29 protein-coding genes are annotated in these 26,291 nt (G+C 55.3%); 16 read left to right on the top strand and 13 right to left on the bottom strand.

What is annotated here, in order from left to right:
• Window positions 1-9: 9 nt before the first annotated feature.
• The 3 genes from ACB028_RS04210 to ACB028_RS04200 form a co-directional block, all read right to left on the bottom strand.
• Window positions 10-993 carry an ABC transporter permease gene (locus tag ACB028_RS04210; RefSeq protein WP_026458385.1) on the bottom strand — a complete coding sequence of 328 codons (984 nt, stop codon included), beginning with the start codon at window positions 991-993 and terminating at the stop codon, window positions 10-12.
• Entirely contained in the window at window positions 986-2,482 is a 1,497-nt protein-coding gene (locus ACB028_RS04205; RefSeq protein ID WP_371143590.1) for a sugar ABC transporter ATP-binding protein, read from the bottom strand. The genes ACB028_RS04210 and ACB028_RS04205 overlap by 8 nt, the downstream gene beginning before the upstream one ends.
• Window positions 2,483-2,580: 98 nt before the next feature.
• Complete coding sequence (locus tag ACB028_RS04200) at window positions 2,581-3,555, bottom strand: autoinducer 2 ABC transporter substrate-binding protein (protein WP_042072935.1); 975 nt, start codon at window positions 3,553-3,555, stop codon at window positions 2,581-2,583.
• A gap of 564 nt (window positions 3,556-4,119) precedes the next feature.
• Between ACB028_RS04200 and ACB028_RS04195 the strand changes: the two genes are divergently transcribed.
• The gene (locus ACB028_RS04195) at window positions 4,120-4,563 is read left to right on the top strand and encodes an inhibitor of vertebrate lysozyme family protein (protein ID WP_371143589.1); all 444 of its coding nucleotides are present in this window, start codon (window positions 4,120-4,122) and stop codon (window positions 4,561-4,563) included.
• Between the two features lie 73 nt (window positions 4,564-4,636).
• On the opposite strand, the gene ACB028_RS04190 is transcribed toward ACB028_RS04195, so the two are convergent.
• Window positions 4,637-5,185, bottom strand: a complete 549-nt coding sequence (locus tag ACB028_RS04190) for a beta/gamma crystallin-related protein (protein ID WP_371143588.1) — start codon at window positions 5,183-5,185, stop codon at window positions 4,637-4,639.
• Window positions 5,186-5,383: 198 nt separating this feature from the next.
• A complete protein-coding gene (locus tag ACB028_RS04185; RefSeq protein WP_005302916.1) occupies window positions 5,384-5,626 on the bottom strand; it encodes a DUF3297 family protein in 243 nt (80 codons plus the stop codon).
• A 141-nt stretch (window positions 5,627-5,767) separates the two neighbouring features.
• On the opposite strand from ACB028_RS04185, the gene ACB028_RS04180 reads away from it, so the two are divergent.
• Entirely contained in the window at window positions 5,768-6,295 is a 528-nt protein-coding gene (locus ACB028_RS04180; protein ID WP_371143587.1) for a metal-dependent hydrolase, read from the top strand.
• Between the two features lie 158 nt (window positions 6,296-6,453).
• Here ACB028_RS04180 and ACB028_RS04175 read toward each other — a convergent pair whose 3' ends face one another.
• From ACB028_RS04175 to ACB028_RS04140, 8 genes are all read right to left on the bottom strand, one after another.
• Window positions 6,454-7,506: a hypothetical protein gene (locus ACB028_RS04175; protein ID WP_371143586.1), complete on the bottom strand. Its 1,053-nt coding sequence runs from the start codon at window positions 7,504-7,506 to the stop codon at window positions 6,454-6,456.
• Between the two features lie 330 nt (window positions 7,507-7,836).
• The gene (locus tag ACB028_RS04170) at window positions 7,837-8,712 is read right to left on the bottom strand and encodes a restriction endonuclease (protein ID WP_371143585.1); all 876 of its coding nucleotides are present in this window, start codon (window positions 8,710-8,712) and stop codon (window positions 7,837-7,839) included.
• A 1,151-nt stretch (window positions 8,713-9,863) separates the two neighbouring features.
• Window positions 9,864-10,670 (bottom strand): tryptophan synthase subunit alpha, encoded by an 807-nt coding sequence (gene trpA / locus ACB028_RS04165; protein ID WP_371143584.1) that lies wholly within the window; start codon window positions 10,668-10,670, stop codon window positions 9,864-9,866.
• Window positions 10,667-11,875 carry a tryptophan synthase subunit beta gene (gene trpB, locus ACB028_RS04160; protein WP_371143583.1) on the bottom strand — a complete coding sequence of 403 codons (1,209 nt, stop codon included), beginning with the start codon at window positions 11,873-11,875 and terminating at the stop codon, window positions 10,667-10,669. The genes trpA and trpB overlap by 4 nt, the downstream gene beginning before the upstream one ends.
• A 48-nt stretch (window positions 11,876-11,923) precedes the next feature.
• Window positions 11,924-13,390, bottom strand: coding sequence for a bifunctional indole-3-glycerol-phosphate synthase TrpC/phosphoribosylanthranilate isomerase TrpF (gene trpCF / locus ACB028_RS04155; RefSeq protein WP_371143582.1), 1,467 nt, complete (start codon window positions 13,388-13,390; stop codon window positions 11,924-11,926).
• 14 nt (window positions 13,391-13,404) lie between these two features.
• Window positions 13,405-14,424 (bottom strand): anthranilate phosphoribosyltransferase, encoded by a 1,020-nt coding sequence (trpD, locus tag ACB028_RS04150; RefSeq protein ID WP_371143581.1) that lies wholly within the window; start codon window positions 14,422-14,424, stop codon window positions 13,405-13,407.
• Between the two features lie 14 nt (window positions 14,425-14,438).
• Window positions 14,439-15,038: an aminodeoxychorismate/anthranilate synthase component II gene (locus ACB028_RS04145; protein ID WP_042027643.1), complete on the bottom strand. Its 600-nt coding sequence runs from the start codon at window positions 15,036-15,038 to the stop codon at window positions 14,439-14,441.
• Window positions 15,031-16,677 (bottom strand): anthranilate synthase component 1, encoded by a 1,647-nt coding sequence (locus tag ACB028_RS04140; protein ID WP_371143580.1) that lies wholly within the window; start codon window positions 16,675-16,677, stop codon window positions 15,031-15,033. Before ACB028_RS04140 ends, ACB028_RS04145 begins: the two co-directional genes overlap by 8 nt.
• Window positions 16,678-17,124: 447 nt before the next feature.
• Between ACB028_RS04140 and ACB028_RS04135 the strand changes: the two genes are divergently transcribed.
• The 14 genes from ACB028_RS04135 to ACB028_RS04070 all read left to right on the top strand — a co-directional run bounded on the left by ACB028_RS04135 (window position 17,125) and on the right by ACB028_RS04070 (window position 26,227).
• Window positions 17,125-18,006 carry a PHP domain-containing protein gene (locus tag ACB028_RS04135; protein ID WP_371143579.1) on the top strand — a complete coding sequence of 294 codons (882 nt, stop codon included), beginning with the start codon at window positions 17,125-17,127 and terminating at the stop codon, window positions 18,004-18,006.
• A gap of 104 nt (window positions 18,007-18,110) precedes the next feature.
• A complete protein-coding gene (locus ACB028_RS04130; protein ID WP_268855756.1) occupies window positions 18,111-18,731 on the top strand; it encodes an L-threonylcarbamoyladenylate synthase in 621 nt (206 codons plus the stop codon).
• Window positions 18,724-19,608: a ScpA family protein gene (locus ACB028_RS04125; protein ID WP_042072916.1), complete on the top strand. Its 885-nt coding sequence runs from the start codon at window positions 18,724-18,726 to the stop codon at window positions 19,606-19,608. Before ACB028_RS04130 ends, ACB028_RS04125 begins: the two co-directional genes overlap by 8 nt.
• Before the next feature lie 86 nt (window positions 19,609-19,694).
• Window positions 19,695-20,297, top strand: a complete 603-nt coding sequence (gene scpB / locus ACB028_RS04120) for an SMC-Scp complex subunit ScpB (RefSeq protein ID WP_042027635.1) — start codon at window positions 19,695-19,697, stop codon at window positions 20,295-20,297.
• A gap of 96 nt (window positions 20,298-20,393) precedes the next feature.
• Window positions 20,394-21,317 carry a 23S rRNA pseudouridine(2605) synthase RluB gene (rluB, locus tag ACB028_RS04115; protein ID WP_042072915.1) on the top strand — a complete coding sequence of 308 codons (924 nt, stop codon included), beginning with the start codon at window positions 20,394-20,396 and terminating at the stop codon, window positions 21,315-21,317.
• Between the two features lie 247 nt (window positions 21,318-21,564).
• Window positions 21,565-21,891: a hypothetical protein gene (locus ACB028_RS04110; RefSeq protein WP_223378488.1), complete on the top strand. Its 327-nt coding sequence runs from the start codon at window positions 21,565-21,567 to the stop codon at window positions 21,889-21,891.
• Window positions 21,892-22,122: 231 nt separating this feature from the next.
• A complete protein-coding gene (locus ACB028_RS04105; RefSeq protein ID WP_223378485.1) occupies window positions 22,123-22,413 on the top strand; it encodes a hypothetical protein in 291 nt (96 codons plus the stop codon).
• A gap of 65 nt (window positions 22,414-22,478) precedes the next feature.
• Window positions 22,479-22,607 carry a DUF6883 domain-containing protein gene (locus tag ACB028_RS04100; protein ID WP_371143775.1) on the top strand — a complete coding sequence of 43 codons (129 nt, stop codon included), beginning with the start codon at window positions 22,479-22,481 and terminating at the stop codon, window positions 22,605-22,607.
• A gap of 10 nt (window positions 22,608-22,617) precedes the next feature.
• Entirely contained in the window at window positions 22,618-22,815 is a 198-nt protein-coding gene (locus tag ACB028_RS04095; RefSeq protein ID WP_216994070.1) for a DUF4926 domain-containing protein, read from the top strand.
• Window positions 22,816-22,845: 30 nt separating this feature from the next.
• Window positions 22,846-23,043 carry a hypothetical protein gene (locus tag ACB028_RS04090; RefSeq protein WP_216994071.1) on the top strand — a complete coding sequence of 66 codons (198 nt, stop codon included), beginning with the start codon at window positions 22,846-22,848 and terminating at the stop codon, window positions 23,041-23,043.
• Complete coding sequence (locus ACB028_RS04085; protein ID WP_371143578.1) at window positions 23,030-24,214, top strand: DUF637 domain-containing protein; 1,185 nt, start codon at window positions 23,030-23,032, stop codon at window positions 24,212-24,214. Before ACB028_RS04090 ends, ACB028_RS04085 begins: the two co-directional genes overlap by 14 nt.
• 36 nt (window positions 24,215-24,250) lie before the next feature.
• Window positions 24,251-24,532, top strand: a complete 282-nt coding sequence (locus ACB028_RS04080; RefSeq protein ID WP_371143577.1) for a CdiA family toxin C-terminal domain-containing protein — start codon at window positions 24,251-24,253, stop codon at window positions 24,530-24,532.
• A gap of 18 nt (window positions 24,533-24,550) precedes the next feature.
• The gene (gene cdiI / locus ACB028_RS04075; protein WP_268855759.1) at window positions 24,551-24,934 is read left to right on the top strand and encodes a ribonuclease toxin immunity protein CdiI; all 384 of its coding nucleotides are present in this window, start codon (window positions 24,551-24,553) and stop codon (window positions 24,932-24,934) included.
• A gap of 342 nt (window positions 24,935-25,276) precedes the next feature.
• The gene (locus ACB028_RS04070) at window positions 25,277-26,227 is read left to right on the top strand and encodes a transposase (RefSeq protein WP_371143576.1); all 951 of its coding nucleotides are present in this window, start codon (window positions 25,277-25,279) and stop codon (window positions 26,225-26,227) included.
• The last annotated feature ends 64 nt before the right edge of the window (window positions 26,228-26,291 follow it).

Genomic DNA, 26,291 nt, shown 5'->3' with positions numbered 1-26,291 from the left:
ATGCGTCCATTAGGCCTCCTGTTGTGCCTGTCGTTTTTCATTCAGGGCGGTAATGCTGATACTCAGGAGGATGATCAAGCCGGTCACGACGGTGTGCCAGTAAGACGGAACATTCAGCAGCGTCAATCCATTCTTGAGAATGGCCAGCAAGGCGACCCCAAGGATGACACCTAACAAGGTGCCTTTGCCGCCAGTCATGCTGGCCCCACCCAATACTACCGCTGCCAGCACAGTCAATTCGAAACCCATGAGGGAGTTGGGCGCAACTGATTGCGTAATCTGGGTCTGTACAACGGCTGCTATGCCTGCCAAGGCTCCCATATAGCCATAGACAAACAGATGTAGAGCAAACAGGTTGATGCCAATGCGGCCTGCGGCATCGCTGTTGCCTCCCATTGCATAGATTTGTCGACCGATACGGGTTTTGTTCATCAGCAGGGAGGTGAAGATGATAGTGATCAGCAGTGCCATGATCGGCAGATTCAGGCCATAGTCGTAGCCGTCATTGCCAGTGAAGCTCAGCAATTCGGTCCCTTCCATAAACCATTCAGGGAAGCCATAGAGCCATTCACCGTTGCTGATGTATATCAGCAAACCAAAATAGACATTCAACATGGCGATGGTGATGATGATGGCGGGGACCTTGAGCCGGTATACCAGTACGGCGTTAAGTATGCCGAGGAGAGAGCCAACAGCCGCCGCAATGATAAAGGCAAGAGTGAAGTTGCCTCCGTTGGCGAGGATATAGCTGGCCATGACATATTGGGCAATAGCGGCAGTGGCGGGGAATGATATATCGATGCCTCCGGCGATCAGCACGACAAACAGACCACAGGCCATGATCCCCAAAATGGCTGAGCTTACCGTCATGTCAAAGATATTGCCCAGCGTCATAAAGTCTGTTGTGCCGACATTCAAACCCGTCATCAATAGCACAATAAGTACCGCCAGATAAAATTCGTGGTGCTTGAACAGGCTTCGTATATCAAGCATTGACGGCCTCCATAATCTCCTGCTCTGTACAATTTGAAGGTGTGAACTCATGAGTGAAACGCCCTTCTTTCATCACAATCACCCTGTGGCTGTTGTAATAAACCTCTGGAATTTCATCACTGACCATCAGAATGGCTATCCCTTGTGCGGCTAAATCCCGAGCGATTTGGTAGATGCTCTCTTTATTCGCAATATCGACGCCCACTGTGGGTGAATCCAGGATCAGGATCTGGGGATTGGCGGCAATCCATTTGGCGATGGCAATACGCTGGGCATTGCCACCAGAGAGACTGGTTACCGGCAACGCGGGGTCGGCAACCTTGATGGCAAGAGATTTGATGAGCTGGTTGACCAGCCTCTTGGCTTTATCATGATCCAGCATGCCATGGTGGGATAAGTCGGGAAGAATGGTTGCCGTCGTGTTATCGGCGATGCTCTGGGCCATCACCAGCCCGGTACTCATGCGGTCTTCAGTCACGTAACCAATGCCTTTGGCAATGGCGTCGCGGTTGTTGTTAAAGCTGACAGATTCGCCATTGATGGTGATGACACCGCTGTCAGGTTTGGTCATGCCAAACAACGACAGGCACAGTTCGCTTCGTCCCGACCCCAGTAGTCCGGTAATGGAGACAATTTCACCTGCACGTAGCACCAGATCGATATCGTAAAATTGCCCCTTTCTTGAGAGCTTGTCGGTCGTCAGGCGAACATCGCCACCATCAGATTTCGGTGTGAAATCTCCGATGGGCGTGAATTCGAAACGCTGTCCCGTCATCAAAAATGCCAGTTCATCACTATCCACTGCATTGGCTTCAAAGGTTCCAACGGTTTCCCCGTCACGGATCACGGTAATGCGATCAGAAATCTCCATGACTTCGTCGAGCTTGTGACTCACAAACACAACGGTAATACCTCTGGCTTTCAGGTCTGCCACAACTTTTATCAGGTTGTTCACTTCGCTTCGAGTCAGGGAGGCAGTGGGTTCATCCATGATCACCAGTTTGGCATCGGCAGCCATGGCTCGGCAGATGGCGACAAGCTGGCATTGAGCGATAGATAGTTGTTCCACCCGTTTGTCCAATGGTAAATCGACACCGACTGTGGACATGGCATGTCTGGCGATCTGCTTTAGTCGCGTATTGCTGGCAAATCCCCGATACCACTTCATATGATCCTGAATGGCTATGTTTTCGAACACGGTGAGATTGGGAAACAAGGAGAGATCCTGATAGATAACCTGCACACCATGTTCGAGAGACTGCTGGGGGGTCAGGCGATTGTATTCCTGTCCATCAATGATAATTCGGGCCCCGCTCTCCGGTGCATGAACTCCTGATATCACCTTGAAAAGCGTGCTTTTGCCGCAGCCGTTTTTACCTGCGAGACAATGCACTTCACCGCGCTTGAAACTGATATTGATATTGCTCAGTGCTCTGACGGAATCAAAGTGCTTGGAGATGTTTTTGAGAGTGATGAATTCGTTCGACATATATATCCTGCCGGTGAATATAGGGACGGCTACAGGTTTCACAAGAAGGTGAGTCAGACACCCCATTCCCCTGACTCACCCTTATGCGGAGAAGGGAGTTAGAATCCCAAGCTGCTGGCGTTGGTCTTGTCTACTTCCAGAATCTTGTTGAATTTGATGACCTTGGTATCAGCATTGACCTCGGCCTTGCCCAGGTTCTGAATTTCCAGACCCTCTTTGATCTCTTTGCCATCCAGCATCATTTTGGCCACTGAAACCAGGGCGTAACCGGCATCGGCAGGATTCCACAAGAAGCCTTTGTCTATCTCTCCACGGACCAGATAAGGAGCCGCCTGGCTTGGCATCAGGATCCCGACGGTGTTGATCTTGTCTTTGGCGCGCTTTTTCTTGATGGCTTCACCTGCACCGATCAGCCCCAGCGACCCATAAGAGACGATACCCTTCATATCCGGATGTGCTTTCATCAGGTCATTGGTAGTGGCATATGAGGCATCAACGCTTTCAGCGACAGGCATTCGGCTGGTGACTTCATGCATCTCTGGGTAAGCCTCTTTTTGATACGCGATGGCGAGGTCTGCCCAGTTGTTGTGTAGAGGAACGGTGAGAGAGCCTACATAAACAACGTAACCACCTTTATTCCCCATATGCTTGGCCAACTCATCCATAGTGGCTTTGGCATATGCGGTGTTGTCCAGTGTCTCTATGTCCCAGTCTGCGTTGTGTTTATCAGGCGACTCATGGGTTAACACCACGATTCCTTTTTCACGGGCTTTCTTGAAGACGGGTTCCAGTACAGTGACGTCATTGGGAACAACAGTGATGGCATCGACGCCTTTGGCGATCAGATCTTCAATGATTTTTACTTGTTGGGCTGGATCCGGGGTTGAAGGCCCAACCTGGCGAGCATTCACACCAAGGTCAGTCGCTGCCTGCTCTATTCCCTTGTTCATCTGATTGAACCATGGGATGCCGGACACCTTCACAACGTTGACGATCTCGTAATCTTTGGCCGCCACACCGGCAGATAGCATTGCCAGAGAGAGCGCACCGATCTTGAAAATGGATTTTTTCACCTTGGTTCACCTTATTTGCATGTAGGGTGGATAGAGCAGGTATTCCTCCTGCCTGGCTGCGCAAATATAAGTTTTGCAATAGTGGAAATCCGCCGGCCCCTCAATAAATGTGAGCTATGTCCATTAATGTTTATATGCAGAAAAATTATTGTTAAATTTAGGTTTTTAGTGGTCTGATGTGGAATTATAACTACTTGTTTTCTTGGTGGGTCAAACAAAAGTAAAACAAAAAACCACCAATAAGTTAGCATTCTGGGTTGGGTTAATTTTGAGACGCGCAGATAGATAGTTTCTTGCGTTCAAGAAATAATGGAAATGAGTGATTGATCACAAATAATGTGCTGGTTTATACCTACTTGATTATCAACAGGGCTCTAACAGCGCAAAAACAAGGAAAACGTTTTCCTTCTGAAGGGAACGATTGTTACTTTATTACGCCATAAAATGACGAAGTCTAATGTCGGGCTCCTGATGTTCTCGTGGTCGACAGGTAGCCGGGGAGGGAGTAGCGTGACGGTGCGCTCTGAGCGCGTTTTTCAGGCATTACCTAAGAAGGAAGTTTCCATGACCCGTCTCTCTCGTGCTTTTGCGATCTCCCTGCTGCTGGCCAGTGCCGTGCCAGCGTTTGCCGCCGACACCTATACCTCGGATCTGTTGCTCTCGGTGGACTTCAAGGCCCCCTGGGCCAAGGCGACGGACGGCATCAAGAACCTGCCCAAGTGGGTGCGCACAGGCAGCGGCACCAGTACGCCTCTTGAGGCGCTGGCCGGCACCCCCTATCAGAGCGGCTCGGTCTGCAAGCCCCACGACTGTGCCAGCCACTACATGCAGCTGCTGGTGGATGCCAAGGCCAAGCGGGTGTGGGGCGTGCTGATTGATCTGCCGGATACCGATGCTGCCCGCGAAACCCCGTCGAAGTTCGCCCGCTACACCTGGCTCGGCCAGCCGGACAAGGGGATGCAGGCCGCCCTGATGAAGCAGGTTGAGGCCGACCCCAACTGGCAGTAAGCATCGAAAATGAAAAAACCTCTGCCCGGGCAGAGGTTTTTTTTATGGTGCACGGAACGACGCGGCGCTCGGTCTAGCGGCTCAGGATCCGCACCGAGCGGATGCGGTTGTTGAAGTCGGTCGCCTCCTGCTCGCCGCCCTTGCGGGTGTAGTAGCCACCGCGAAAGTCGGTCTCCTCGTAAAAGCGCACCACCCAGCCAGTCGGCACGGTGAAGGAGGAGATGCGGTTGGCAAAGCCGTAGCGGGCCAGATCCGGGATATCCCGGTCGATGCTGAGGGATTCGCCACGTTGGCGAGCGCCATCGAACACCAACAGGGTGCTGGCACCGTCGCTCTCATCGAGTGTGGTAGTGATGCAGCTTGCCTTGGCCGCCTCGCAAAACAGGCTGCCGTTGCCCTGTTTTTGCTGGCAGCGGCGGCTCACCTTCTGGCGCGCCAGCCATTCGCTGCGCCCCGCATCGGCATAGACGCTGTTGAAGGGAGTCAGGGTGCAGACATGGATGCGTCCGCCCCCGTAACCCTGGCCACCATTGGCGACCACGATATTGGGGTTGATCAGGATATCGGCGCGGGTCATCCCCGCCAGGGTCAATAGCGTAAACAGGGTAAACAGTTTGTTCATGGAAAAGTCTTGGAACTGACAGAAGGGCGGCAAGGATTGCCGAGGCGCCAGAGCGATGCAAGAGGGACTTGGATGGGTTGCGACAACTCTTGCCCACCGCTTGGCGTGTCACAGGGGCCCTGAAACAAAACACCGGCGCAAGGCCGGTGTTCTGAACAGCATGGCAGCGGGCCCGGCGGGGCGCGCGGTCAGGGCCGTTTAGGCGTAGAAGGCCTCGACGGTGCCCTTGACGGTGATCAGCATGGGGTTGCCGTAGCGATCCTTGGCCTTGGGGGAGGGGATCTTCACCCAACCTTCGCTGATGCAGTACTCCTCGACATTGGTGCGCTCCTTGCCGTTCACGCGAATGCCGATCTCGTGCTGGAAGCACTCCGCCACATGGTGCGGGCTGCGCGGGTTGGCCGCCAGACGGTCGGGCAGGGCCGGTTTGTTGTCGCTCATTTTATTTACCTGAGTGTGATAAAAAGTGGGTCATTGTAGGCAATGCCCGTCATGGGCTCAAGGCTGGTGGCAAGCAACTTCACCTTCACTTCACCGAGCGAGGATAAGGTAGGCTCACGTTTTCAGTTGGAGCTTTTCGATATGCCCACCATCGTCACTCACGCCGCCGTCCCTCTCTGCCTTGGGGTCGGGTTGGGCAGCCGGATCATCCCACCGCGTTTGTTGCTTGCAGGAGTTGCCATCGCCATGCTGCCCGATGCTGATGTGCTCGCCTTCAAACTGGGGGTCGCCTACGGCCATGTCTTTGGCCACCGCGGCTTTACCCACTCCCTGCTGTTCGCCTTTGCCCTGCCCACTCTGGCCATGCTGTTTCACCGCCAGCTTAAGGCTCGCGCCGCCACCGTCTGGTCGTTTCTGCTGGTCTCTCTGCTCTCCCACAGCCTGCTCGATTCCCTCACCACCGGCGGCAAGGGGGTTGGCTGGCTCTGGCCGTGGCGTGATGAGCGTTTCTTCGCCCCCTGGCAGGTGATCCGTGTCGCCCCCTTCAAGCTGGAGGCCTATCTCACCGCCCGAGGCGAGGCAGTGATCCTCTCCGAGCTCTACTGGGTCTGGCTGCCGGGGGTTGTATTGATGCTGGGGTTGATGGGGTGGGGCAAGGGGCGGGATTGAGAATATCTGCTGGATGTATCGTTGCTGTTCAAACCCAAAATAGCGACATTGGGTCACCCATCTTTTTGAGAGCTGGCTATGCTGCAGCCTTGCTCAGAAAGATGGGACCTATTGTTTAAAAACTAGTTAGGCAATATATGATTGTTAACCTTTCTGTTTCATGACCTCTCAAAAATGTCATTAATAACGTCGACGCTGGATTCCATACTGTATCGCTGCTCTCTATATGCTTCGTATTGCTCTTCATCATGCATTGATGAGTTTATATTTGACTGAACGATATCATCAAAATCACAACTTTCACATACAGCATCAACGTCGGCTTCTTCAAAGGAAATCACCAACTCAGAAAATCTTTTTTTTACGTAGTCAGATATATCAGAATAAGTACACGTGTCAGCATCATATACATCACTTAGAATACCCTCCTCAATTATATCTCTTGTAATCCACTCAGATAAGTGTTCAATATACTGTTTTTTAAGATTCTCGGTCAGCGTAGATGGATTAATATCTACAGCCGAGACTAGCTTTGATATTGGAATAAACTCATTCATGTCTTTCTCGTATTCACAAACCCAACACTCTAACTGTTTCTTGAAAACTACATCATTAGCATCGATTAAGCCTAATGAATGAGCCCAATTAACAAATTCGAAGTAATCAATCCCGTAGGAACAAGGCCCAGACGATAGTGCTGATTTAACTAGATATTGGATGTATTCGAGCACTATTCCTTGTGGTGACAATATAGAAGATCCAAAAGATAGTATTCGAAGCTTATAGCTATCAATATCGTTACCATCATTCAACTTTGACAATCTAATTAATTGCGACTCAAGAATGTTTATGAAAAAGTCTTTGCCAACAACACCTGATTCTTTTAGGCTATTTATGTTTGAAATCGATTCAGGTGTTTTTAAACAAATTAGCAATTCATCAATGTAGTTGAATTCTACTAAATAGTTTGAAATGACAAAGTCTGCAATTGATGGATTGAATAAGTTATATAATATGTTGTCTTTGTCTATGACAATTCTATTAAGAAGTGCACCCACTAATAACTTGATAACAGATTCATAATCTTTACTTTCTTTTCCAAAAAAATTGCTAGAAACTAGACCGGAATAGAGAAACCTTAATCTCGGCTCGGTGATTGATTTTCCATGAAGTGATATTGCAACAACAATATGCTTACATATATTGTCCACTTGAACATCAAAAACATTCCGCCAAATGTCCTTAGGGTTCGATAAGGTTTTTTCGATATATTCCCAATACTCACTAGGCTTGATATTTGAGAGTCTATGATGATCGGTAATAAAGGATATAAGTCTAGGATTAAAGTTCTTATGATTTATAATTTTTAAATATCTTCTTTCCTCATAAATCTGATCAATATAATATTCATCTAGATTTCCAAACCATATATGGTTATATAGAATCTTTGCTTTATCGATGTCTGTCAGTGAGGAAATAGATAACTCGTACTCATTTCTGTTTACATTTTTTATATCAAAAAGGTCGCTAAGTCGTTTCCCTTAGTTTAATATATTTGATCGTGAAGTTAAAATAAATCTCTTCTTTTTGTCTCTCTCTATTCGTTTGATAAAGTTAATGACATGAGAATCTTGATGAGAGTCCAGAGCTAGCAAAAAGTTTCTACCTAAAAAGTCATCAAAATAGAAAACTTGATTAGAATTTTCTCGATAAATCTCCTCTGCTTCATTTAGTGAGTTCTCTATAAAGCAAAATTCGTATCCTTTAGCTGTATAATACTGGCATAGTTGATCGGCTAGAGATGTTTTTCCTACACCAGGAGAACCTGTGATTATTACAGAGTGTAAGTTTTCAAGCTTTTCCATTGCGTGAATGTGGCTCTGAGTTACTACATACTTTCTGGATTCTTCAACTATCTCTTCTAGTTTATATCTACTCCTGCCAATAATTGCAGAATTCAAAATCGTTGTAAGGACATTCGTGCTAGAAATCCACAGCTTGTAGTGCTTTCTTTCTACGTCGATATTCTTCGATAGAATGTCATTAAGATCTTCATTTCCAAAAATATCCGACTCAGTAAGAAGGTAAGGGGATAATAGATTCTTGATTTGAATTTTATTCGCTCTGGATAGCTCCAGTGATGTCACAAAAATATAGCGTTTCGGGTTTAGTTTTCTTACTTTTGCTGCTTCAGTATTTTCTATTGATCTGATTAGTGCTGGTAACCCAGATTTTAACCAATGCTTGCACTGGATAATAACCTCACATCCTTCGGAGGAAAAAAAACGTCCGTCCACGCCGCCATCTCGTCCAGCTTTGAATCTTTCAACTCTTTTCCCCAGATGGCAAGTCAAAAGATCTGAACATAGACTCTCGAATTCCTTATCATTCAAACTGCTAAAATCATAATCTGACATTGTGTTATTGGCCTTAGAATTGGATAGGGATTGGAAGTCTAACGCTTTAATTTACCGGTCTGTTTTGCTTTATTATGTAGGTCTGGTGGAATTATTTGTTATGCGCTGCATATATCGTATGTTGGACTAAAGATAGTAGTTCGGTGCTGAACGAAGTGAAGCCCAACGTTTACCGTGAATATATCTGTAAATCGGTTTACGGAGCTGCCATATCCATATTTATCCTGCTCTGGTTGGCGAAATAATGCTCGCCTGTTGGGCTTTGCTACACGCTGCGTCAACCTACAACAAACCACGCTACCGCCCCTGAATTACAGCCTCCAGTCCGCTGTTGTTAACCTGAGAGAACGCAACAATCGCAATCATGGTGTGCTCCAGAGATAGAGATTGTCATTCGGGTATCTTAAGGGGGAGGGGGGAGAGTTGAGAAGCGTGTTTTGGTGGGAATCTGTGTTGGATCAATAAATTAGTCATTAAGGCGTGTGCTGAGTGAGCATCTTGCTTGGCTGGAAATGCACTATCCCCTCACCCCAGCCCTCTCCCAAGGGGAGAGGGGGCATATCAGCGGTTTAGGCGGAAGCTGAGGGTTGGCACAGTTTTGATCCCCCTCTTGTTCGCTGAGGCGAGTCCTCTTGTCCAGGCCGCGAGGCAGGATGCCGAGCGAGCGGCGTTGGGCCATGGACGGCCCATCGGCGCGTGCCGTTGGACAAGAGGATGAGCCAAAGGTACCCGACGTCAGTCGGGCGAATAAGCGGGGGTGGCCTTTCTTTTGGTGACTTTTCTTTGGCCACGCAAAGAAAAGTCACTCGCCCAGGCCCGAAGGGCGGGCGAAACCCCGTCGAGGGCAGCGCCCTCGTGTTCCATGCGGCGAAGCCGCATCAAGGGGCCTACCGCTGGCTCGGGAATCCTGCGAGAGTCCGTCGTCGTGGAACGGACTATTTCCTGCGGTGCAATGCGCTGTGCTTATTGCACCCTACGGCAGTGCCACTGCGTGGCGAAGCTGCGCCACTACGTCAACTCCGCGACCGTCTGATTACGCTTCGCTAATCAGACCTACAGAGCTGCCCACCGCTGACGCCAGATAACAAAAGGGAACCTATCAGGCTCCCTTTCTGCAGAAATGGCCAATGGCATTTGACCAATGCCGCCCCTTATCGATTGGTCGCGGCCTTCATCCCTTCCACAAACTCTTTCAGACGAGTGAGCATATGCTCCGGGTTTTGGTGGTGAGTCTCGATGATCTTCACCACGGCGGAGCCGGAGATGGCACCGGCGGCGCCAGCGGCAATCGCTTCGCGTACCTGAGCCGGTTCGCTGATGCCAAAGCCGAGCAGGGCGGGGGGGGCATTGAACTCGCGCAGGGTATTGATCAGCCCCTCCACCGGCATGCCGGCCTTGGTCTCGGCACCGGTCACGCCGGCACGGCTCACCAGATAGGTGTAACCATTGCCGAGCTCCGCTACCTGCTTCAGGGTCTCGGCGTCGCCATTGGGCGGGGCGATAAAGATGCTGTCGATGCCGAACTTGTCGGCGGCCGCCTTGTAGGGGGCGCATATCTGCACCGGCACGTCGGCGACCAGCACCGAATCCACGCCCGACTGCTGGCACTTCTCGTAGAAGCCGTCGATCTTGCGCACATAAACCAGATTCGCGTAGACCAGCAGGCCAATGGGCAGCTGCGGGTACCTGGCGCGGATCTTGGCGAGCAGCGCAAAGCAGTCGTCCGGGGTGGTGTGGCTGGCAAAGGCGCGCAGGGCGGCACCCTGAATGGTGGGGCCGTCCGCCACCGGATCGGAGAAGGGAATGCCGAGCTCGAGGGCATCGGCGCCCCCTGCGACCAGCGCATCGACGATGGCCAGTGACAATTCGGGGGTGGGGTCACCCAGCATCACGAACGGCACAAAGGCGCCCTGATTGGCCGCGTCCAGACGGGAGAAGAGTTGTGCGTAACGGTTCATTTGCGGGTTCCTTCTTTCTCAAAGCTTTCTGTTTCCAAGATATCGGCAACGGTGAAGATATCTTTGTCGCCACGGCCGGAGAGGTTGACGATGAGCACCTGCTCTTTTTCCGGTTCACTGCGGGCCATCTTGAGGGCGTGGGCCAGCGCGTGGGAGGACTCCAGCGCCGGTATGATGCCTTCGGATTTGGCCAGCTCCTGGAAGGCGTCCAGCGCCTCCTTGTCGGTCACCGAGGGGTACTCGGCGCGGCCGATGGCGGCCAGGTGGGCGTGCTGCGGGCCGACGGAGGGGAAGTCGAGCCCCGCCGAGACGGAGTAGGACTCCTGAATTTGGCCCTGTGTGTCCTGCATCAGGTAGGAGTGCATGCCAAAGAAGATCCCCTTGCTGCCGTGACCGAGCGGCGCGCCGTGCTCGCCACTCTCGATACCGTGACCACCCGGCTCGACACCGATAAGGCGCACCGACGGTTCATCGATAAAGTCGGCAAACATGCCGATGGCGTTCGAGCCACCGCCGACGCAGGCGATCACCGCATCGGGCAGCCGCTCCTCCTTCTCGAAGCACTGGGCCTTGGCCTCTTCGCCGATCATCTTCTGGAACTCCCGCACGATAGTGGGGAAGGGGTGCGGGCCGGCGGCGGTGCCGAGCAGGTAGTGGGCCGACTCGTAGTTGGCAGCCCAGTCGCGCAGCGCCTCGTTGCAGGCATCCTTGAGGGTGCTGGAGCCGGAGTGCACCGGAATGACGGTGGCGCCCATCAGCTTCATGCGAAAGACGTTGGGCTTCTGGCGCTCGCAATCCTTGGCCCCCATATAAACCCGGCACTTGAGGCCGAGCAGGGCGCAGGCCAGCGCGGTAGCGACGCCATGCTGGCCGGCACCGGTCTCGGCGATGATCTCGTTCTTGCCCATCCGCTTGGCCAGCAGCGCCTGACCCAGCACCTGGTTGGTCTTGTGGGCGCCGCCGTGCAGCAGGTCTTCACGCTTCAGATAGAGGCGGGTCTTGGTGCCCTTGGTCAGGTTGCGAGTGAGGGTGAGTGGGGTCGGGCGACCGGCATATTCGGTCAAGAGCGCCTGAAACTCGGCGATAAAGGCCGGATCATCCTTGGCATCGACGAAGGCCTTCTCCAGCTGGAGCAGGGCGGGGATGAGGATCTGGGGCACATACATGCCGCCAAATTCACCAAAAAACGGGTTGAGCAGGGTCATGGCTTCTTCCTTGTAATTAGCTAAATCGAAACATCGAAAAGGGTTGCGTTACAGAGTGCGCAGGGCGGCAAACGCGGCCGCCAGCTTATGGGCATCCTTCTGGCCCGGGGCACTCTCTACTCCGGAGTTGAAATCAAGGCCGAGGCAGCCCACTTGCGCAGCTTGCAGGGCGTTGTCGGGATTAAGGCCGCCCGCCAGCATCAGCTTGGCTTTATCCAGATGGGCCAGCAGAGCCCAGTCAAACGCCTGACCTGTGCCGCCGCTCTGGCTGCCGACTTTCGTATCCAGCAGCAGCCGATCCGCCGGATAGTCGAGGTCGGGTAGCGGCTCGCCGCTTTCCTTGCCAAGAGAGACGCCGACCGCCTTCCAGATCTGGCAGCCAGCCGGCAGCAGCGGACGCAGCGTCTCGATATAAGTGGCATCCTCATCGCCATGCAGCTGCACCGCAGCGAGCCCCAGCGCCTCCACCGTCTTGACGATGGTGGCGGGCTGGGCATTGCGAAATACCCCGACGTAAGAGAGCGGCGCGCCCGCCATCACGGCGCGGGCGGCGGGGATGTCTACGTAGCGCGGGCTTTTTGCCACAAAGATGAGGCCGCCAAACACGGCGCCTGCCTGATGGGCGGCGACGGCGTCCTCGGGGCGGGTGAGGCCGCACACCTTGTTTTGGCCCAGCACAAGCTTGCGTACCGCCGCTTCCAGATCCGGCTCGGCCATGAGGGATGAGCCCACCAGGAAGCCCTTGGCATGGTGGCGCAGATCCGCCACCTGGGCGCGGTGGTTGATGCCGGATTCGCTGATCACCACCCGATCGCTTGGAATGTCTTTGGCCAGCTGTTTGGTGCGGGCTAGATCGACGCTCAAATCCCGCAGATCCCGGTTGTTGATGCCAATCACCGGCGCCCCCAGCGCGATGGCGCGGGTCAGCTCCTCCTCGTTGCTCACCTCGGTCAGCACGCCGAGGCCGAGCTCCTTGGCCACCTCGAACAGGGCGCGATAGCCCTCGTCGGTGAGCACCGAGAGCATCAGCAGAATGGCGTCCGCCTGATAGTGGCGGGCCAGATAGACCTGATAGGGGTCAATCATGAAATCCTTGCAGAGCACCGGCTGCGATACGCGACCTCGCACCCGCGGCAAAAAGGTAAAATCCCCCTGAAAGAACTTCTCGTCGGTCAGCACCGAGATGGCGGTGGCGTATTTGCCATAGATGTCGGCGATGGCCTCCGGGCTGAAATCGTCGCGGATCAAGCCCTTGGAGGGGGAGGCCTTCTTGCACTCCAGAATAAAGCGGGTGGAGCCCGCCTTGAGCGCCCCGACGAAATCCCGATCGCTTGGGGTCAGCGTGCTCTGGAAGCTCTCCAGCGGCTGGGCCAGCTTGCGGGCGGCAACCCACTCCTGCTTGGCCGCCACGATCTTGCCGAGAATGGTCTGGCTGATGGAGGCCATGTTGAGGAAACAGTCCGGCGAAATGGCGTGATCCTGCATTGTTGAGTCCTTGTTGCTAACGCTTGTCATGGGTCGCTCGGCGCTTATTGCTGTTCGGGTTGATGACTCAGGGTGGCCAGCCGGGCGGCGAGCTCCGCTGCCTTGCCGCTCGCCAGCACCGCCAGCACCTCTGCCGCCGCGCTCTTGAGGTCTGTCGCCTTGCCCGCCATCAGCAGCAGCGGCGCCACGTTGGCGGCGATGGCTGCGTTGTGGGCCGGGGTGCCACGCCCTTCCAGAATGGCGGCGGTGATGGCGCGGTTCTCTTCAGGCTCCCCCCCCTGAATGGCGCTGACCGGGTAGGTCTCGAGACCAAAATCAGCCGGGGTGAGCAAGTACTCGCGAATTTCGCCGTCACGGATCTCGGCCACCTGGGTCGGGCCGTGAATGGCAATCTCGTCGAGCCCGGCGCCGTGTACCACCATACCGGTTTTCAGACCCAGTGCCAGCAGGGTTTCTGCGATGGGGCGCACCAGCTCGGGGGCATAGACTCCCATCAGCTGATAGGTGGGGCGGGCCGGGTTGATAAGGGGCCCCAGCACATTGAACAGAGTGCGGGTCTTGAGGGCCTGGCGCACCGGCATGGCGTGGCGCACCCCGGCGTGATACTGGGGGGCGAACAGGAAGCAGATGCCGAGCTCGTCAAGGCAGCGGCGCGCCTGAGCCGGGCTCATGTCGAGCTTGATCCCCATTTTGTCGAGCAGATCGCTCGAACCCGACTTGCTCGAGACCGAGCGGTTGCCGTGCTTGGCCACTTTCAGGCCGCAGGCGGCGGCGACCAGCGCCGAGGTGGTGGAAACGTTGATGGTGTTGAGGCCATCGCCCCCGGTGCCGACGATGTCGCAGAAGGCGTAATCCGGATGCGGGAAGTCGCGCGCTTCCGCCAGCAGGGCCTCGGCGGCGCCGGCGATCTCCTCCGGGGTCTCCCCCTTGAGTTTCAGCGCCGTCAGCAGGCTTGCCAGCACTATGGGGTCCACTTCGCCGCGCACCACCTGGCTAAAGGCGTCACGGGCGGCGTCGCGGGTAAGAGACTGTCCCTGATAGAGGGTGTTGAGATGATGATGCATGGGGTCTCCTTACCTTAACGCACGCTGCTTTCGGGACGGGTGATATGGGCGAGGGCCTGGGTCAGCAGGCGGGCCCCTTCCGAGGTCATGATGGATTCCGGGTGGAACTGAAAGCCCAGCACCCGTTCGTCCGCCTGCTCGATGGCCATGGGCATGCCCTGATAGTGGGCAATCACCGTCAGCTCGTCCGGCACATAGGTGGCGACCAGCGAGTGATAGCGGGCCACCGGCAGCGGGGTCGGCAGACCGGCGAAGGCGCCGTGGCCGTTGTGCTCAATCAAAGAGCGCTTGCCGTGGACGATTTCGCCCGCCGCGCCGACGGTGCCGCCGTACGCTTCGCACAGTGCCTGATGACCGAGGCAGATGCCGAGGATGGGCACCTGACCGCGGGCCAGCTTGATAAGGTCAATCAGGCAACCCGCTTCATGGGGGGCGCCCGGCCCCGGGGAGAGCACCAGCACGGCATCGCCCTCGCAGGCGGCGATCTCGCTCATGATGCGACTCGCCGGCAGGCTGTTACGGTAGATCCGCACCGGATAGCCAAGAGAGCGGAACTGGTCGACGAGGTTGTAGGTAAACGAATCGAAGTTATCGAGCAGGAAGATGTTAGTCATGACTCACGTCCTTGTGTTGTTCCTGCTGGGCGCTCAATGCTTGCAGGGAGGTGCCATGGCTGGCGGCGATGGCGGCCAGCACGGCGGCCGCCTTGGCGCGGGTCTCGTCCGCCTCGGCCTGGGGTTTGGAGTCATAGACCACGCCGGCACCGGCCTGCACATGGGCCACGCCGTCTTTGACGAAGGCGGAGCGGATGACGATGCAGGTATCCATCTCGCCGGCGCCGTTGATGTAGCCGACGGCGCCGCCGTAGCTGCCGCGGCGCTTGCCTTCCACCATGCGAATGAGCTCGCTGGCGCGGATCTTGGGGGCGCCGGTGAGGGTGCCCATGTTCATGCAGGCCTGATAGGCGTGCAGGGCGTCCAGATCTGCGCGCAATGTGCCCACCACCTTGGAGACCAGGTGCATCACGTGGCTGTAGCGATCCACTTTAAGCAGCTCTTTGACGTAGCGGGTGCCGGGCTCCGAGATGCGGGCGATGTCGTTGCGGCCCAGATCCACCAGCATCAGGTGCTCGGCCACCTCTTTTTCATCCTGACGCAGTTCCAGCTCGATGCGGCCATCGAGATCCCGGTTGATGGTGCCATCCGGGTTGAAGCCGCGGCGGCGGGTGCCGGCGATGGGGTACATCTCCACGTCGCGGCTGGTGGCGCAGAATTTCACCGCACTCTCGGGCGAGGCGCCAAACAGGGTGAAGCCCTCATCCTGCACGTAGAACATGTAGGGGCTGGGGTTGGTCTGCTTGAGGCGGCGATAGGCGGCGACGGGGCTGGGGCAGGGCAGGGAGAAGCAGCGTGACGGTACCACCTGGAAGATGTCGCCGCGGCGGATAAAGCCCTTGAGCTTCTCCACCTCGGCGCAGAATTGCTTGTCGCTCTTGTCCACCAGCATGCCGCCATGAATGCCCTCGACCTGGGGCTGGGGAGCGAGTGCCCGCTCGGCCGCCTGCTGGCAGGCCAGCTTGAACTGCTCGAGGCGATCGCTCAGGCGGTTGTAGCGCTCATCCAGCTCGCGCTCGTCGCTGTTGCCGCCAAAGATGCAGGCGAGCAGCGCCGTGGTGCGATCGATATGGTCGATGGTGATGAGTGTCTCGGCCACATAAAAGCAGTAGTCGGGGCAGTCGTTGCTCCCCTCGGGGACCTCCGGTAGATCCTCAAAAGAGGCGATGAGGTCGTAGGCAAAACTGCCCGCCATAAAGAGCGCCTCTTTGCCCTGCTCGCACCCAAGCTCTTGCTGCAGGGTGCGCAGCACGTCCAGCACGCTGGTGCCCTTGAGGCGGCTGTCTTCATCAAGCGCCCGATCCGATGCCGGGAAGTCGAGTTGCAGCTCGCCAGCCACCTCGCTCTGTTTGATGGCGGTGCTGAGGAGCTCGCTCAGCAGGCGCTGCAGCTGGACGCCGTTGTCATTGAGGCTGCGTACCCGCACGGTGCGGCCACGACACTCGATGCGCAGGCAGGCATCCACCAGCAGCAGACTCTGTTTGCCCGCCTTGGAGTCGATCTCCACCGATTCCAGCAGCAGGTTGTTGGGGCGGCCCTGACAGAGCTGGCTGTAGAGCGCCAGCGGGTCGGCCACATAGGGGGCGTTTAACTTGAGGGTATCGAATTCACCCAGTGGCAGGCGATACGTGGCTGTCATAGTGCGTTCCCTTGCGTGTGATGCGTGTTACCGATGTTCATGACGTCTAATACCTTTGAAAAATGCCTTTGAAATTGAATGGGTCTGGTTGCGCTTGTCAGGGGCGCCATCGCCAGGTCGGTATGCTTGTCTGAATTCTCGGTTTCATCACAGGTCCATTTGCCGGATAATAAAAAAGCCCGCTGGGGTCAGCGGGCTTTTTCTTTGGTTCTTTGTTTGCTGTCAGATTACAGGTACAGCAACGACCACACGCCCGCATGTCAGGGAGTGTGCCACCACCAAATGGTCAGGATGGAAGTCGTTTGCATGATAAATTCCTGTAAAAAGATGTTTGCAATGAAGTGCCTACAGAAAACGATAAAGCCGCGGCCAAGTCAAGTCGCTTTTTAGCCTTCTTTCACCGAATTACTACAAACAGTGACCTGACCACGAGAGCGGAATAATCTGATGAGATTCGATCTTCACTGCCATACCACGGCCTCCGACGGGGTGCTGAGCCCGGCCGAACTGGTGCGCCGCGCCGCCGAAAAACAGGTGGAGGTGTTAGCAATTACTGACCACGATACCCTTGCCGGGCTTGATGAGGTGCGCCAGACCATCGCCGCCGAGCAACTGCCGCTTCGGCTGGTGAGCGGGGTCGAGATCTCCACCGGTTGGGAGCACCACGAGATCCATATCGTGGCCCTGGGCGTGGATGAAAAAAATTCACGTCTGGTGGAATTTTTGCGCGGGCAACAGGCTCGCCGCGAGGCCCGTGCCGAGGAGATAGGGCGCCGTCTGGAGAAGTGCCTCATCCCCGGCACTTATGAAGAGGCCAAACAGCTTGCCGGTGACGCCGCCGTGACCCGGGCCCATTTCGCCCGGGTGCTGGTGGCACGCGGGGTGGCCGACAACATGCAAAAGGTATTCAAAAAGTACCTGAGCCGCGGCAACAAGGGCTATGTGCCGGCCGAGTGGCCCGAGATGCGCGATGCCATCGCCGTCATTCACGATGCCGGCGGCCTGGCTGTGCTGGCCCACCCGAGCCGCTACGATCTCACCGCCAAGTGGATCAAGCGGTTGCTGGTGGCCTTCAAGGCGGCCGGTGGTGACGCCATGGAGGTCTCGCTGCCCCAGCAGAGTCCCCAGGAGCGGGCCAATCTCGGCCAGTGGGCCAAAGATCAGGATCTCTATATCTCGGTGGGGTCCGATTTTCACTTCCCCTCCAACTGGACTGAGCTTGGCCGCCACCTCTGGCTGCCCAAGGAGGGCACGCCGCTCTGGCTGGCCTATCCCGGCCACTTCGGCCTGAGCACCGAGGAGCATGCCGGCTTGCTGGCCAGCCGTTAATGAAGCGGGCGCCGCAACGCCAAACAGATTAAGGTAGTGTCATGGGGTTGCGTCCATGACCATCAAGCGGGCAGATGTTGCTGCCCCCATTGCGAGAACATGTTATGAGTCAGCACTTTTACGTACATCCGGAAAACCCCCAGGCGCGTCTCGTCAGCCAGGCGGTGCAAATTCTGCAAAACGGCGGTGTCATCGTCTATCCCACCGATTCCGGCTATGCCCTAGGCTGCCAGATGGGTGATAAGGGGGCGCTGGAGCGCATCTGCCGCATCCGTCGCATCGATCCCAACCATGACTTCACCCTGGTGTGCCGGGATCTCTCCGAGATCGCCACCTACGCCAAGGTGGACAACAGCGCGTTTCGCCTGATCAAGAACAACACCCCGGGTGCCTACACCTTCATCTTCAAGGCCACCAAGGAGGTGCCGCGCCGCCTGATGAACGATAAGAAGAAGAGCATCGGCATCCGGGTACCGGACAACAAGATCGCCCAGGCGCTGCTCGAAGCCCTCGGTGAGCCGCTGCTCTCCACTACCCTGATCCTGCCCGATTCCGAGATGGCGGAGTTCGACCCCGAGGAGATCTTCGACAAGCTGGGCAAGCAGGTGGATCTGGTGGTCAACGGCGGTTATCTGGGCGAGCAGCCCACCACGGTAGTGGACTTCTCCGACGACGAACCCGTGCTGCGTCGTCGCGGTGCCGGGGATCCGACTCCGTTTGAGTGAGACCGCTGAACCCGTGTCCGTGACGGCCACGACCATTCCCGGCGAGACGGGGGAGGGGGCTGCAGCCCTCACCCCCATCGCGAAAGTCCTGGGGCAGCCCTATCACGAGCTGCCCCAGGATCTGTTCATTCCGCCCGATGCGCTGGAGGTGTTCCTCGATACCTTCGAGGGGCCGCTCGATCTCTTGCTCTATCTCATCCGGCGCCAGCAGCTCGACATCCTCAACCTGCCTATCCTGCAGATCACCGCCCAGTACATGGAGTACGTGGAGCTGATGCAGGGGCTCAATCTGGAGCTGGCGGCCGAATACCTGCTGATGGCGGCCTGGCTGGCGGAGATAAAATCTCGCCTGCTGCTGCCCAAGGCGCCCGAGCTGGAAGATGATGAGGAGGGGGAAGATCCCCGCGTGACCCTGATCCGTCGCCTGCAGGAGTACGAACGCTACAAGGTCGGCGCCGAGCGGGTGGACGCGCTGCCCAGGGTGGAGCGGGAGATCTTCATCGCCGCCGCTCTGCCGCCGGATTTTGGCTCCCTCAAGCCGTTGACTCCCGATGTTTCGCTGGTTGAGCTCGCCCTTTACATGCAAAGTGTGGTAAAACGCGCGACTCATTTTGAACATCACCAGATCCGCCGTGAGCAGATCCCGACCCGGGTGCGGATGGCGGAGATCCTCGCCATGCTCTCCCTGGGCCAGACCCTGCGGCTTGAACAGGTGCTGCGGGCCGAAGAGGGGCGCATGGGGGTACTGGTGACGTTTCTGGCCCTGCTGGAGCTGTGCAAGGAACAACTGATCTGGATCCTGCAGGCAGAACCACTGGGTCCAATCCATTTCGCGTTGGCGGCAGAAGAGAGCGTGACAAGTGAACAGACCCATTGAGCTCGCGCCCTGTTTGCTCAGCGGTAGCCAGCGCCGCTGGGACAAGCTCCATTTCGCGTTGGCCGAGCAGAGCGAGGAGGGCAACCGTGGCGCTGCCCACTGAACGACTCAAGACGCTGATCGAAGCGGCGCTGTTCGTTGCCGGGCGCCCGCTCAACATCAGCGAGCTGAAAAACAGCGTGCTGGCCGACTATCCTGTCACCACCCGCTACGTGCAGCTGCTGCTGGCGGAGCTCAAGCAGGATTACAGCGAGCGTGGAGTGGAGCTCAAGGAGGTCGCCTCCGGCTGGCGCTTTCAGGCCCGCCAGGATTACGCCGAGGAGCTTTCGCGCCTGTGGAGCGAGCGGGCCCCGCGCTATTCGCGCGCCGTGATGGAGACGCTGACGCTGATCGCCTATCGTCAACCCATCACCCGGGCCGAGATCGAAGCGATCCGCGGGGTGGCGGTGTCGAGCCAGATAGTGAACACGCTCAAGGATCGTGGCTGGGTGCGCAGCATCGGCCACAAGGAGGTGGTGGGGCGCCCCGAGCTGCTTGCCACCACCCGGGCATTTCTGGACTATTTCAACCTGCAGAGTCTGGAGCAGCTCCCCGAGCTGGATCCCGAACTGCAACCCTCGTTGGCCACCATGGTGGATGAGGGGAGCGAGCCTGATGTCGGCGACAAAAATGCTGACCGGGTCTCTTAATCATGCAAACGGTGGCGGACTGCCCGAAGGGCCCCGTCACAGTGACAACCGTTGCCCCCATGCCGGTGGGCAGCGATCAACAATCAGGTAACCCCGATGAGTGAAAAACTGCAAAAAGTGTTGGCCCGCGCGGGTCACGGCTCCCGTCGTGAGATGGAGGCCCTGATCACCGCAGGTCGGGTCAGTGTGGATGGCAAGGTCGCCACGCTGGGGGATCGCGTCGAAGTGAACGCCGTGATCCGGGTGGATGGTCACCAGGTCAAGACCCGTGCCGCAGAGGAAGTGATCTGCCGCGTGCTGGCTTACCACAAGCCGGAAGGGGAGATGTGTACCCGTCACGATCCGGAAGGTCGTCCCACCGTGTTTGATCGTCTGCCCAAGATGGAAGGGGCCCGCTGGATTGCGGTCGGCCGCCTCGACGTCAACACCTCCGGTCTGTTGCTGTTCACCACTGACGGTGAACTGGCCAACCGCCTGATGCACCCGAGCCACGAAGTGGAGCGGGAATACGCGGTGCGTGTTTTCGGTGAGATCACCGAAGCCATGCTGCAGCGCCTGCGCAAGGGCGTCCAGCTGGAAGACGGCATGGCCAAGTTCAACAAGATCAAGCCGGCCGGTGGCGAGGGGCTGAACCAGTGGTTCAACGTCACCCTGACCGAGGGGCGCAACCGTGAAGTGCGCCGCCTGTGGGAATCCCAGGAAGTGCAGGTGAGCCGCCTGATGCGGATCCGCTACGGCGATGTGAAGCTGGATCGCGGCATCCCGCGCGGTGGCTGGCAGGAACTAAAACTGCCCGAAGTGAACTACCTGCGCGGCCTGGTCAATCTGCCGCCGGAGACCGAATCCAAGGTCGATCTGCAGCAGGATGGCAAGAGCAGCCGTCACAAGCAGGCCGCCCAGATCCGCCGCGCCGTTAAGCGCCACAAGGAGATGCAGGGCAAGGAGCCGCGCGCCCGCGCCACCACCGCCCGTCGCAAGCCGACCTCCTCTACCCGCAACTCGGGTACCGGCAGCAAATAAGCGCCCGCCATGGCGCAGGTGACCCGTCAGCTACCGGTGCCACCAGCAGTTATCAAAGCCCGCACCCCATGGTGCGGGCTTTTTTTCAGTGTCCGGCAGCGGCTCCTATCGGATATGCTGGTGATGTTATGCCTTTGTCAGAAAGATGGCTGTCCCAGTAATTGGTTTATAGATTTACTGTCAGGTACTCTATTGATGGTGGTCGTCCAGTGATCATTGATTTCAAAAATTCTCTAGGTGGTTTCTGATGACTGATCAAGAAATATATCAAAAAATTGGGCAACTCTTAGTGGATGCGGGACCTTCAGGTGCTCAGAGACTAATCGTTAGAGCAGAGCTGTTTCCTGAGGGGGATGGGGGAAAGTACGAATTTGATTATGTTGACAAGGCTGGCGAGCTGAACTGGTTTGATCCAGATGGTCGAGCTGTGGGGGAATTGACTGAGTTTTTGGTTCAGCTACGTGAATATTTTTACACCTATGAATTGACTGCTGGAGCCGGTATCTGGTCTGGGTGTGAAATAAATTTAACTGTTGAAGATATGAAGTTGGGGATTGAGTTTACGTATGGCTAATATATCCAATTTCTGTTCAACCAACATCAGCCTTGTGCTGGCATCGAAATTCTGGCGAAATTCTGGGACACCCACTTTTTTAGTTAGCAGATGCCCCGTAAACCCTCGCCCAATCGGGCGGGGATATAAGGGGAGCTAATCTGGTGTGTTCTGCGAGGCGACATACGCCTTGAGCGTTTCGATAGTGGCCCCGAAATCTGGGACACCCACCTGTACTTGGAAGCAATTACCATGATCAGATTGAGGCTAACGAATGAATATTTGGCTGGACCGATATTCTGTCCAGATGCCGATGTTATGGGGCATATTGATGTTAATGAGCTGCCCCTTTCTAAAGATCTTAAGGACAAGATTACTGCATGGGACAGTGAATATCAGGCGACGTTCAACAACGACTATCCGCCTGACTCTGGATTTAGCTTACCTGAGATGGAACGTCGGCACATCGCTGAGGGGCAGCAATTGGCCAAAAGGTTACAACTAGAATTAGGGCGTGGTTATAAGGTGGATTACTGCCCATAAGCGATATTTGTGATAAATGCCCTCAACCAGATGTTGGGTAGCCTTGCGAGAAATCTGGGACGGAAATCTGGGACACCCACCTTATAGATATGCCAATAACAGGGCCAAACGGTAATACAGTAACCGTTCGGACAGGCTGGATATATGATCCGGGCTCTGCCACACCTCGGATGACGACTCTCTATGTCAAGTAAGGAGTGCAAGGTGGATTATTCGCTTTTTGATATGGTTGTGTTAGTTGAAGATATGCCAGAGGCAGGGCTGCGAGCAGGAATGAAAGGGGTGATTATTGAGATATATAGTCAGCCAGTTGAGGGCTATGAAATAGAATTTTGTGACGATCAGGGAAGAACAGTTGTGCAGTTAGCATTATCCCCTGAGCAATTTCAGCTCGTCGAGTAGGTGCAAAAGGTGGGCTGGACAATCTATTGAGTGTCAAAGAGCTGGGACACCCACCTTAACCTGCCGGTCTGGTTCAACTGCCAGATTGTGCTCGCGCCCAAGCTCTATCTGGTGGAGGCCGATAAACGCCATCTCTCCGGTAGCGTCATCACCGCGGGTAACATCGACCTCAACGAAATCTGGGACACCCACCTTTTTGGCAACGGCGGGGGCCTTGACTGGTTTTAACGAATGGGCTGGCTTGTCAAGCGGTGCCCCCAACGCTCCCGCTCCCTATGCCCAGCCGGGGGCGACTAAAGTGTTCTCGTGGGATACCTTCAACCGGGTCACCAGCAACGCCGGGATTAGTGCCGGAATAGATAGCACCATCAATGGTTCCCACTTTGCTGATAGCTTCAAAGCCAGCCTGTTATCCAATATTCAGGGGGAAGTGGGTAAAGCCACGGCCAACTGGATAGGGGATCAAGGAATTAAATTTGATGCTGCCAACAGCCCGTTGGCAGAGGCAGGGAAAATCGCTGCCCATGGGGTGACCAGCGGTGCCATTGCCGAGATTACCGGTGGCAAGTTCGCTGCAGGCGGTGCCATGTCGGAGCTGGCCAGCAATTGGAGCCTAGGGGCCTTTGGCGGCAACGAGGAGTATCAGGTTGCCCTCAACAAGGTGTTGGGTGGCCTTGCAGCAGCGGCAGTTACTGGCGATGCAGCTGACTTCGATACCGGTGCTGACCGGGCAGAGACAGTGCATCGGTATAACTACTTAAGCCACCAACAGAAAGCGACCCGTGAACAGGATTTCGCCTCGTGTCAGGGAGAGCTGCTCTGTATCGCCCAACATGGCGCAAAGTGGGACGCCATCAATCTCTTGCAAGAAACCAGCTATGGTGCCGGACTGTTGGCAGGTGTTCCCGCTGGTATGGTGGATAGCGTACAAGGGTTGGTGCAACTGGGACTGAATCCTGTTCAGACGTTGGGTGCGTTGAAGGAATTAATCAACAGTGGCGAAATCCTTGGTAATGCAACGGAGGCGGTAAAGCAGAGTTATTTGGCTCGGATTGAGGCAGCAGAGGCCCAATACCAGAAGGCAGGAGCCAGCGGCTCGTTCAATGCTGGTGTGGAGTATGGCAAACTGCTGGCTGAGGGGGCTTCACTGGTCGCTGGGGGTGTAGGTGCAATCAAAGGCGGGGCGCTGCTAACCGAGAAAGTCACTGCCAAGTTGGTGAAGGAGGGGGGAGAATCATTGTTACCAGCGGTAGGTAAACCGGTGATGGTAACTTATCCCGATGGTATTAGCTTTCGTATTGATCAGCCAAAGCATCTGGCTACTGTAGATGGATTTACACAGAAATCAGGGATTTCTGGCGGACACAATGCGAATGCATTTTATGATGCTGCAAAATAATACAATGTAAAGATTGTCAGCGAAACGCCTACGGGAGTGAATGGCATCACTGAGGTGAGGTATTTAATCCCGACTAAAGACCGTGCTGGGAATCTTACAGGGGAGTACAAAGCAACACCTGAAACAAAAACTATCTATGACCCTAAAATATTTAATGATCAGAAAATGTTGGAGCTTGGGCAACAGGCTGCTGCTAAGGGCTATAAAGATGCACTAAACAGTCCTAATGGCGCCACTAATGTTAGTGTTGATGGGATTAGCTTCAGGATATATGTCGATAAATCAACTGGAACTGTAAGAAATTATCACCCTAATTGATTTGTTTCGGGAGCCGATATGAATAAAAACCTATTTGAAATGTCAGATGTGTACGCTGGTTTAGATGAAGTTATTATAGGGTATTTCAATGCCATGTTTTCTGGCCGAAATTTCTTAGATGTTATTGAGCACATAGTGAAAAGGCATGGTTTTAATACAGATGGCGCTTATTGTAACTTTCCAGATATGAATAGTTATGATGAAAGTGAGCATTTTGAAGGGGTTGAGTTTGCCGTTGGCTACCCCCCTTCTGAAGCAGATACTGTCATTGTTAGTGAAGAAACTTGCTATCACTACGTTCGTCTTGCGTGTGAAAGATTTTTAACGCTGCATCCTGAGCACTCATTAAAAATCAATAGCTTAATTGATAAAATCCCAGTCAAAGCCCGTAGGCTCGATTAGCAAGGCGTGATCGGGCGAACGAGAAATAAGATAACAAAGTGAGGCCAATATTAGCCTCACCGTTTATTCGATTTTTATATCTTTCACATAAGGAGCTTAGTCATCCCCTCATATGAGCCAAGCGTGGCGCGGGTTTGAGAGAAAATCTCGTATGTTGGGCTAAATCTTGTAGGTTGGCGCTGAACGCAGTGAAGCCCAACGTTTACCGCGAAGGTGATCTCTATTTTAAGGGCATTCGCGAATATCCACTTTGGGTCAATCAACAAAATCTGGGACACCCACCTTTTTGACAGTGGCGTAGTGCTGTTCTTGACTTGAGAGGTCACCGTTGAGGGATGCGCCATGACCATTGCCCGTTCACGTCAAATCAGCTTGCAGGATACGCCTTACTACCACGTGGTCAGCCGCTGTGTGCGGCGAGCCTTCCTGTGTGGTGGCGATGCCCATTCAGGCCAGAGTTACGAGCATCGGCGTCAGTGGGTGGTCGACAAGTTGGGGCAACTATCGCGGTTGTTTGCTATCGGCATTTGTGCTTATGCGGTGATGAGCAATCACTATCATCTGGTGCTCAAGGTGGAGCCCGATACCGCAGCCAACTGGAGTGAGCGGGAGGTGGCCGAGCGCTGGGCTGCGCTTTTCCAGTGGCCGCTGTTGGTTAGGCGTTGGTATCAAGGGGAGATGTTGATCGAGCCTGAACTGGCTGTTGTGCAGCAATTGCTGGCCCAATGGCGGGAGCGGCTTCACTCCATCAGTTGGTTTATTCGGCTACTCAATGAAAATCTGGCCCGTCAGGCCAATCAGGAAGATGGTTGCAAAGGCCATTTCTGGGAGGGCCGCTTCAAGAGTCAGGCTTTGCTCACCGAATCAGCCTTGCTGGCCTGTATGGCGTATGTTGACCTCAATCCGATACGAGCCGCGTTGACCGAGCGGCTAGAGCTGAGTGACTACACCAGTATCAAGCAGCGCCTTGACGAGCCTGCTACGACTGAGGTTTTGCCACCCCTTTTGCTGCCGTTTGCCAGCCAGGGGAAGCCTGAAAAATTGCCCTATGCCTTCACGGACTACCTAATGTTGGTTGATTGGACAGGTCGTGCAATTCGGCCCGACAAGCGTGGTCATATTCCGGCTCACCTTGGACCTATTCTGGAACGACTGGGCCTTGATGCTATCTGCTGGTTGAAGCAGGTGACGCTGTTTAGGCGACAAGGGATCAGAGTGGTGGGAGACAGAGAGCAATGCCAGCAGTTTGCTCGCCATTGTGGCCAGCGGCGATGCCATCAACCACGCCTTTGATTACTTGGCGTTCACCCTGTCGATAGCTCTGGGTATTGCACACAGTTCAGTGAATGACTGTGTA

This window comes from Aeromonas sp. S9(2024) (genome assembly GCF_041403185.1).
In the GTDB taxonomy this organism is placed as follows: Bacteria; Pseudomonadota; Gammaproteobacteria; order Enterobacterales; family Aeromonadaceae; genus Aeromonas; species Aeromonas enteropelogenes.
This window is presented reverse-complemented; position numbering and strand designations above follow the sequence as displayed.

Excerpts from the sequence above, each read along its gene's own strand:
- ACB028_RS04210 (WP_026458385.1), bottom strand. The coding sequence starts at position 993 with ATGCTTGATATACGAAGCCTGTTCAAGCACCACGAATTTTATCTGGCG.
- ACB028_RS04205 (WP_371143590.1), bottom strand. The coding sequence starts at position 2,482 with ATGTCGAACGAATTCATCACTCTCAAAAACATCTCCAAGCACTTTGAT.
- ACB028_RS04195 (WP_371143589.1), top strand. The coding sequence starts at position 4,120 with ATGACCCGTCTCTCTCGTGCTTTTGCGATCTCCCTGCTGCTGGCCAGT.
- ACB028_RS04190 (WP_371143588.1), bottom strand. The coding sequence starts at position 5,185 with ATGAACAAACTGTTTACCCTGTTTACGCTATTGACCCTGGCGGGGATG.
- ACB028_RS04185 (WP_005302916.1), bottom strand. The coding sequence starts at position 5,626 with ATGAGCGACAACAAACCGGCCCTGCCCGACCGTCTGGCGGCCAACCCG.
- ACB028_RS04180 (WP_371143587.1), top strand. The coding sequence starts at position 5,768 with ATGCCCACCATCGTCACTCACGCCGCCGTCCCTCTCTGCCTTGGGGTC.
- ACB028_RS04170 (WP_371143585.1), bottom strand. The coding sequence starts at position 8,712 with ATGTCAGATTATGATTTTAGCAGTTTGAATGATAAGGAATTCGAGAGT.
- trpA (WP_371143584.1), bottom strand. The coding sequence starts at position 10,670 with ATGAACCGTTACGCACAACTCTTCTCCCGTCTGGACGCGGCCAATCAG.
- trpB (WP_371143583.1), bottom strand. The coding sequence starts at position 11,875 with ATGACCCTGCTCAACCCGTTTTTTGGTGAATTTGGCGGCATGTATGTG.
- trpCF (WP_371143582.1), bottom strand. The coding sequence starts at position 13,390 with ATGACAAGCGTTAGCAACAAGGACTCAACAATGCAGGATCACGCCATT.
- trpD (WP_371143581.1), bottom strand. The coding sequence starts at position 14,424 with ATGCATCATCATCTCAACACCCTCTATCAGGGACAGTCTCTTACCCGC.
- ACB028_RS04145 (WP_042027643.1), bottom strand. The coding sequence starts at position 15,038 with ATGACTAACATCTTCCTGCTCGATAACTTCGATTCGTTTACCTACAAC.
- ACB028_RS04140 (WP_371143580.1), bottom strand. The coding sequence starts at position 16,677 with ATGACAGCCACGTATCGCCTGCCACTGGGTGAATTCGATACCCTCAAG.
- ACB028_RS04135 (WP_371143579.1), top strand. The coding sequence starts at position 17,125 with ATGAGATTCGATCTTCACTGCCATACCACGGCCTCCGACGGGGTGCTG.
- ACB028_RS04130 (WP_268855756.1), top strand. The coding sequence starts at position 18,111 with ATGAGTCAGCACTTTTACGTACATCCGGAAAACCCCCAGGCGCGTCTC.
- rluB (WP_042072915.1), top strand. The coding sequence starts at position 20,394 with ATGAGTGAAAAACTGCAAAAAGTGTTGGCCCGCGCGGGTCACGGCTCC.
- ACB028_RS04110 (WP_223378488.1), top strand. The coding sequence starts at position 21,565 with ATGACTGATCAAGAAATATATCAAAAAATTGGGCAACTCTTAGTGGAT.
- ACB028_RS04105 (WP_223378485.1), top strand. The coding sequence starts at position 22,123 with ATGATCAGATTGAGGCTAACGAATGAATATTTGGCTGGACCGATATTC.
- cdiI (WP_268855759.1), top strand. The coding sequence starts at position 24,551 with ATGAATAAAAACCTATTTGAAATGTCAGATGTGTACGCTGGTTTAGAT.
- ACB028_RS04070 (WP_371143576.1), top strand. The coding sequence starts at position 25,277 with ATGACCATTGCCCGTTCACGTCAAATCAGCTTGCAGGATACGCCTTAC.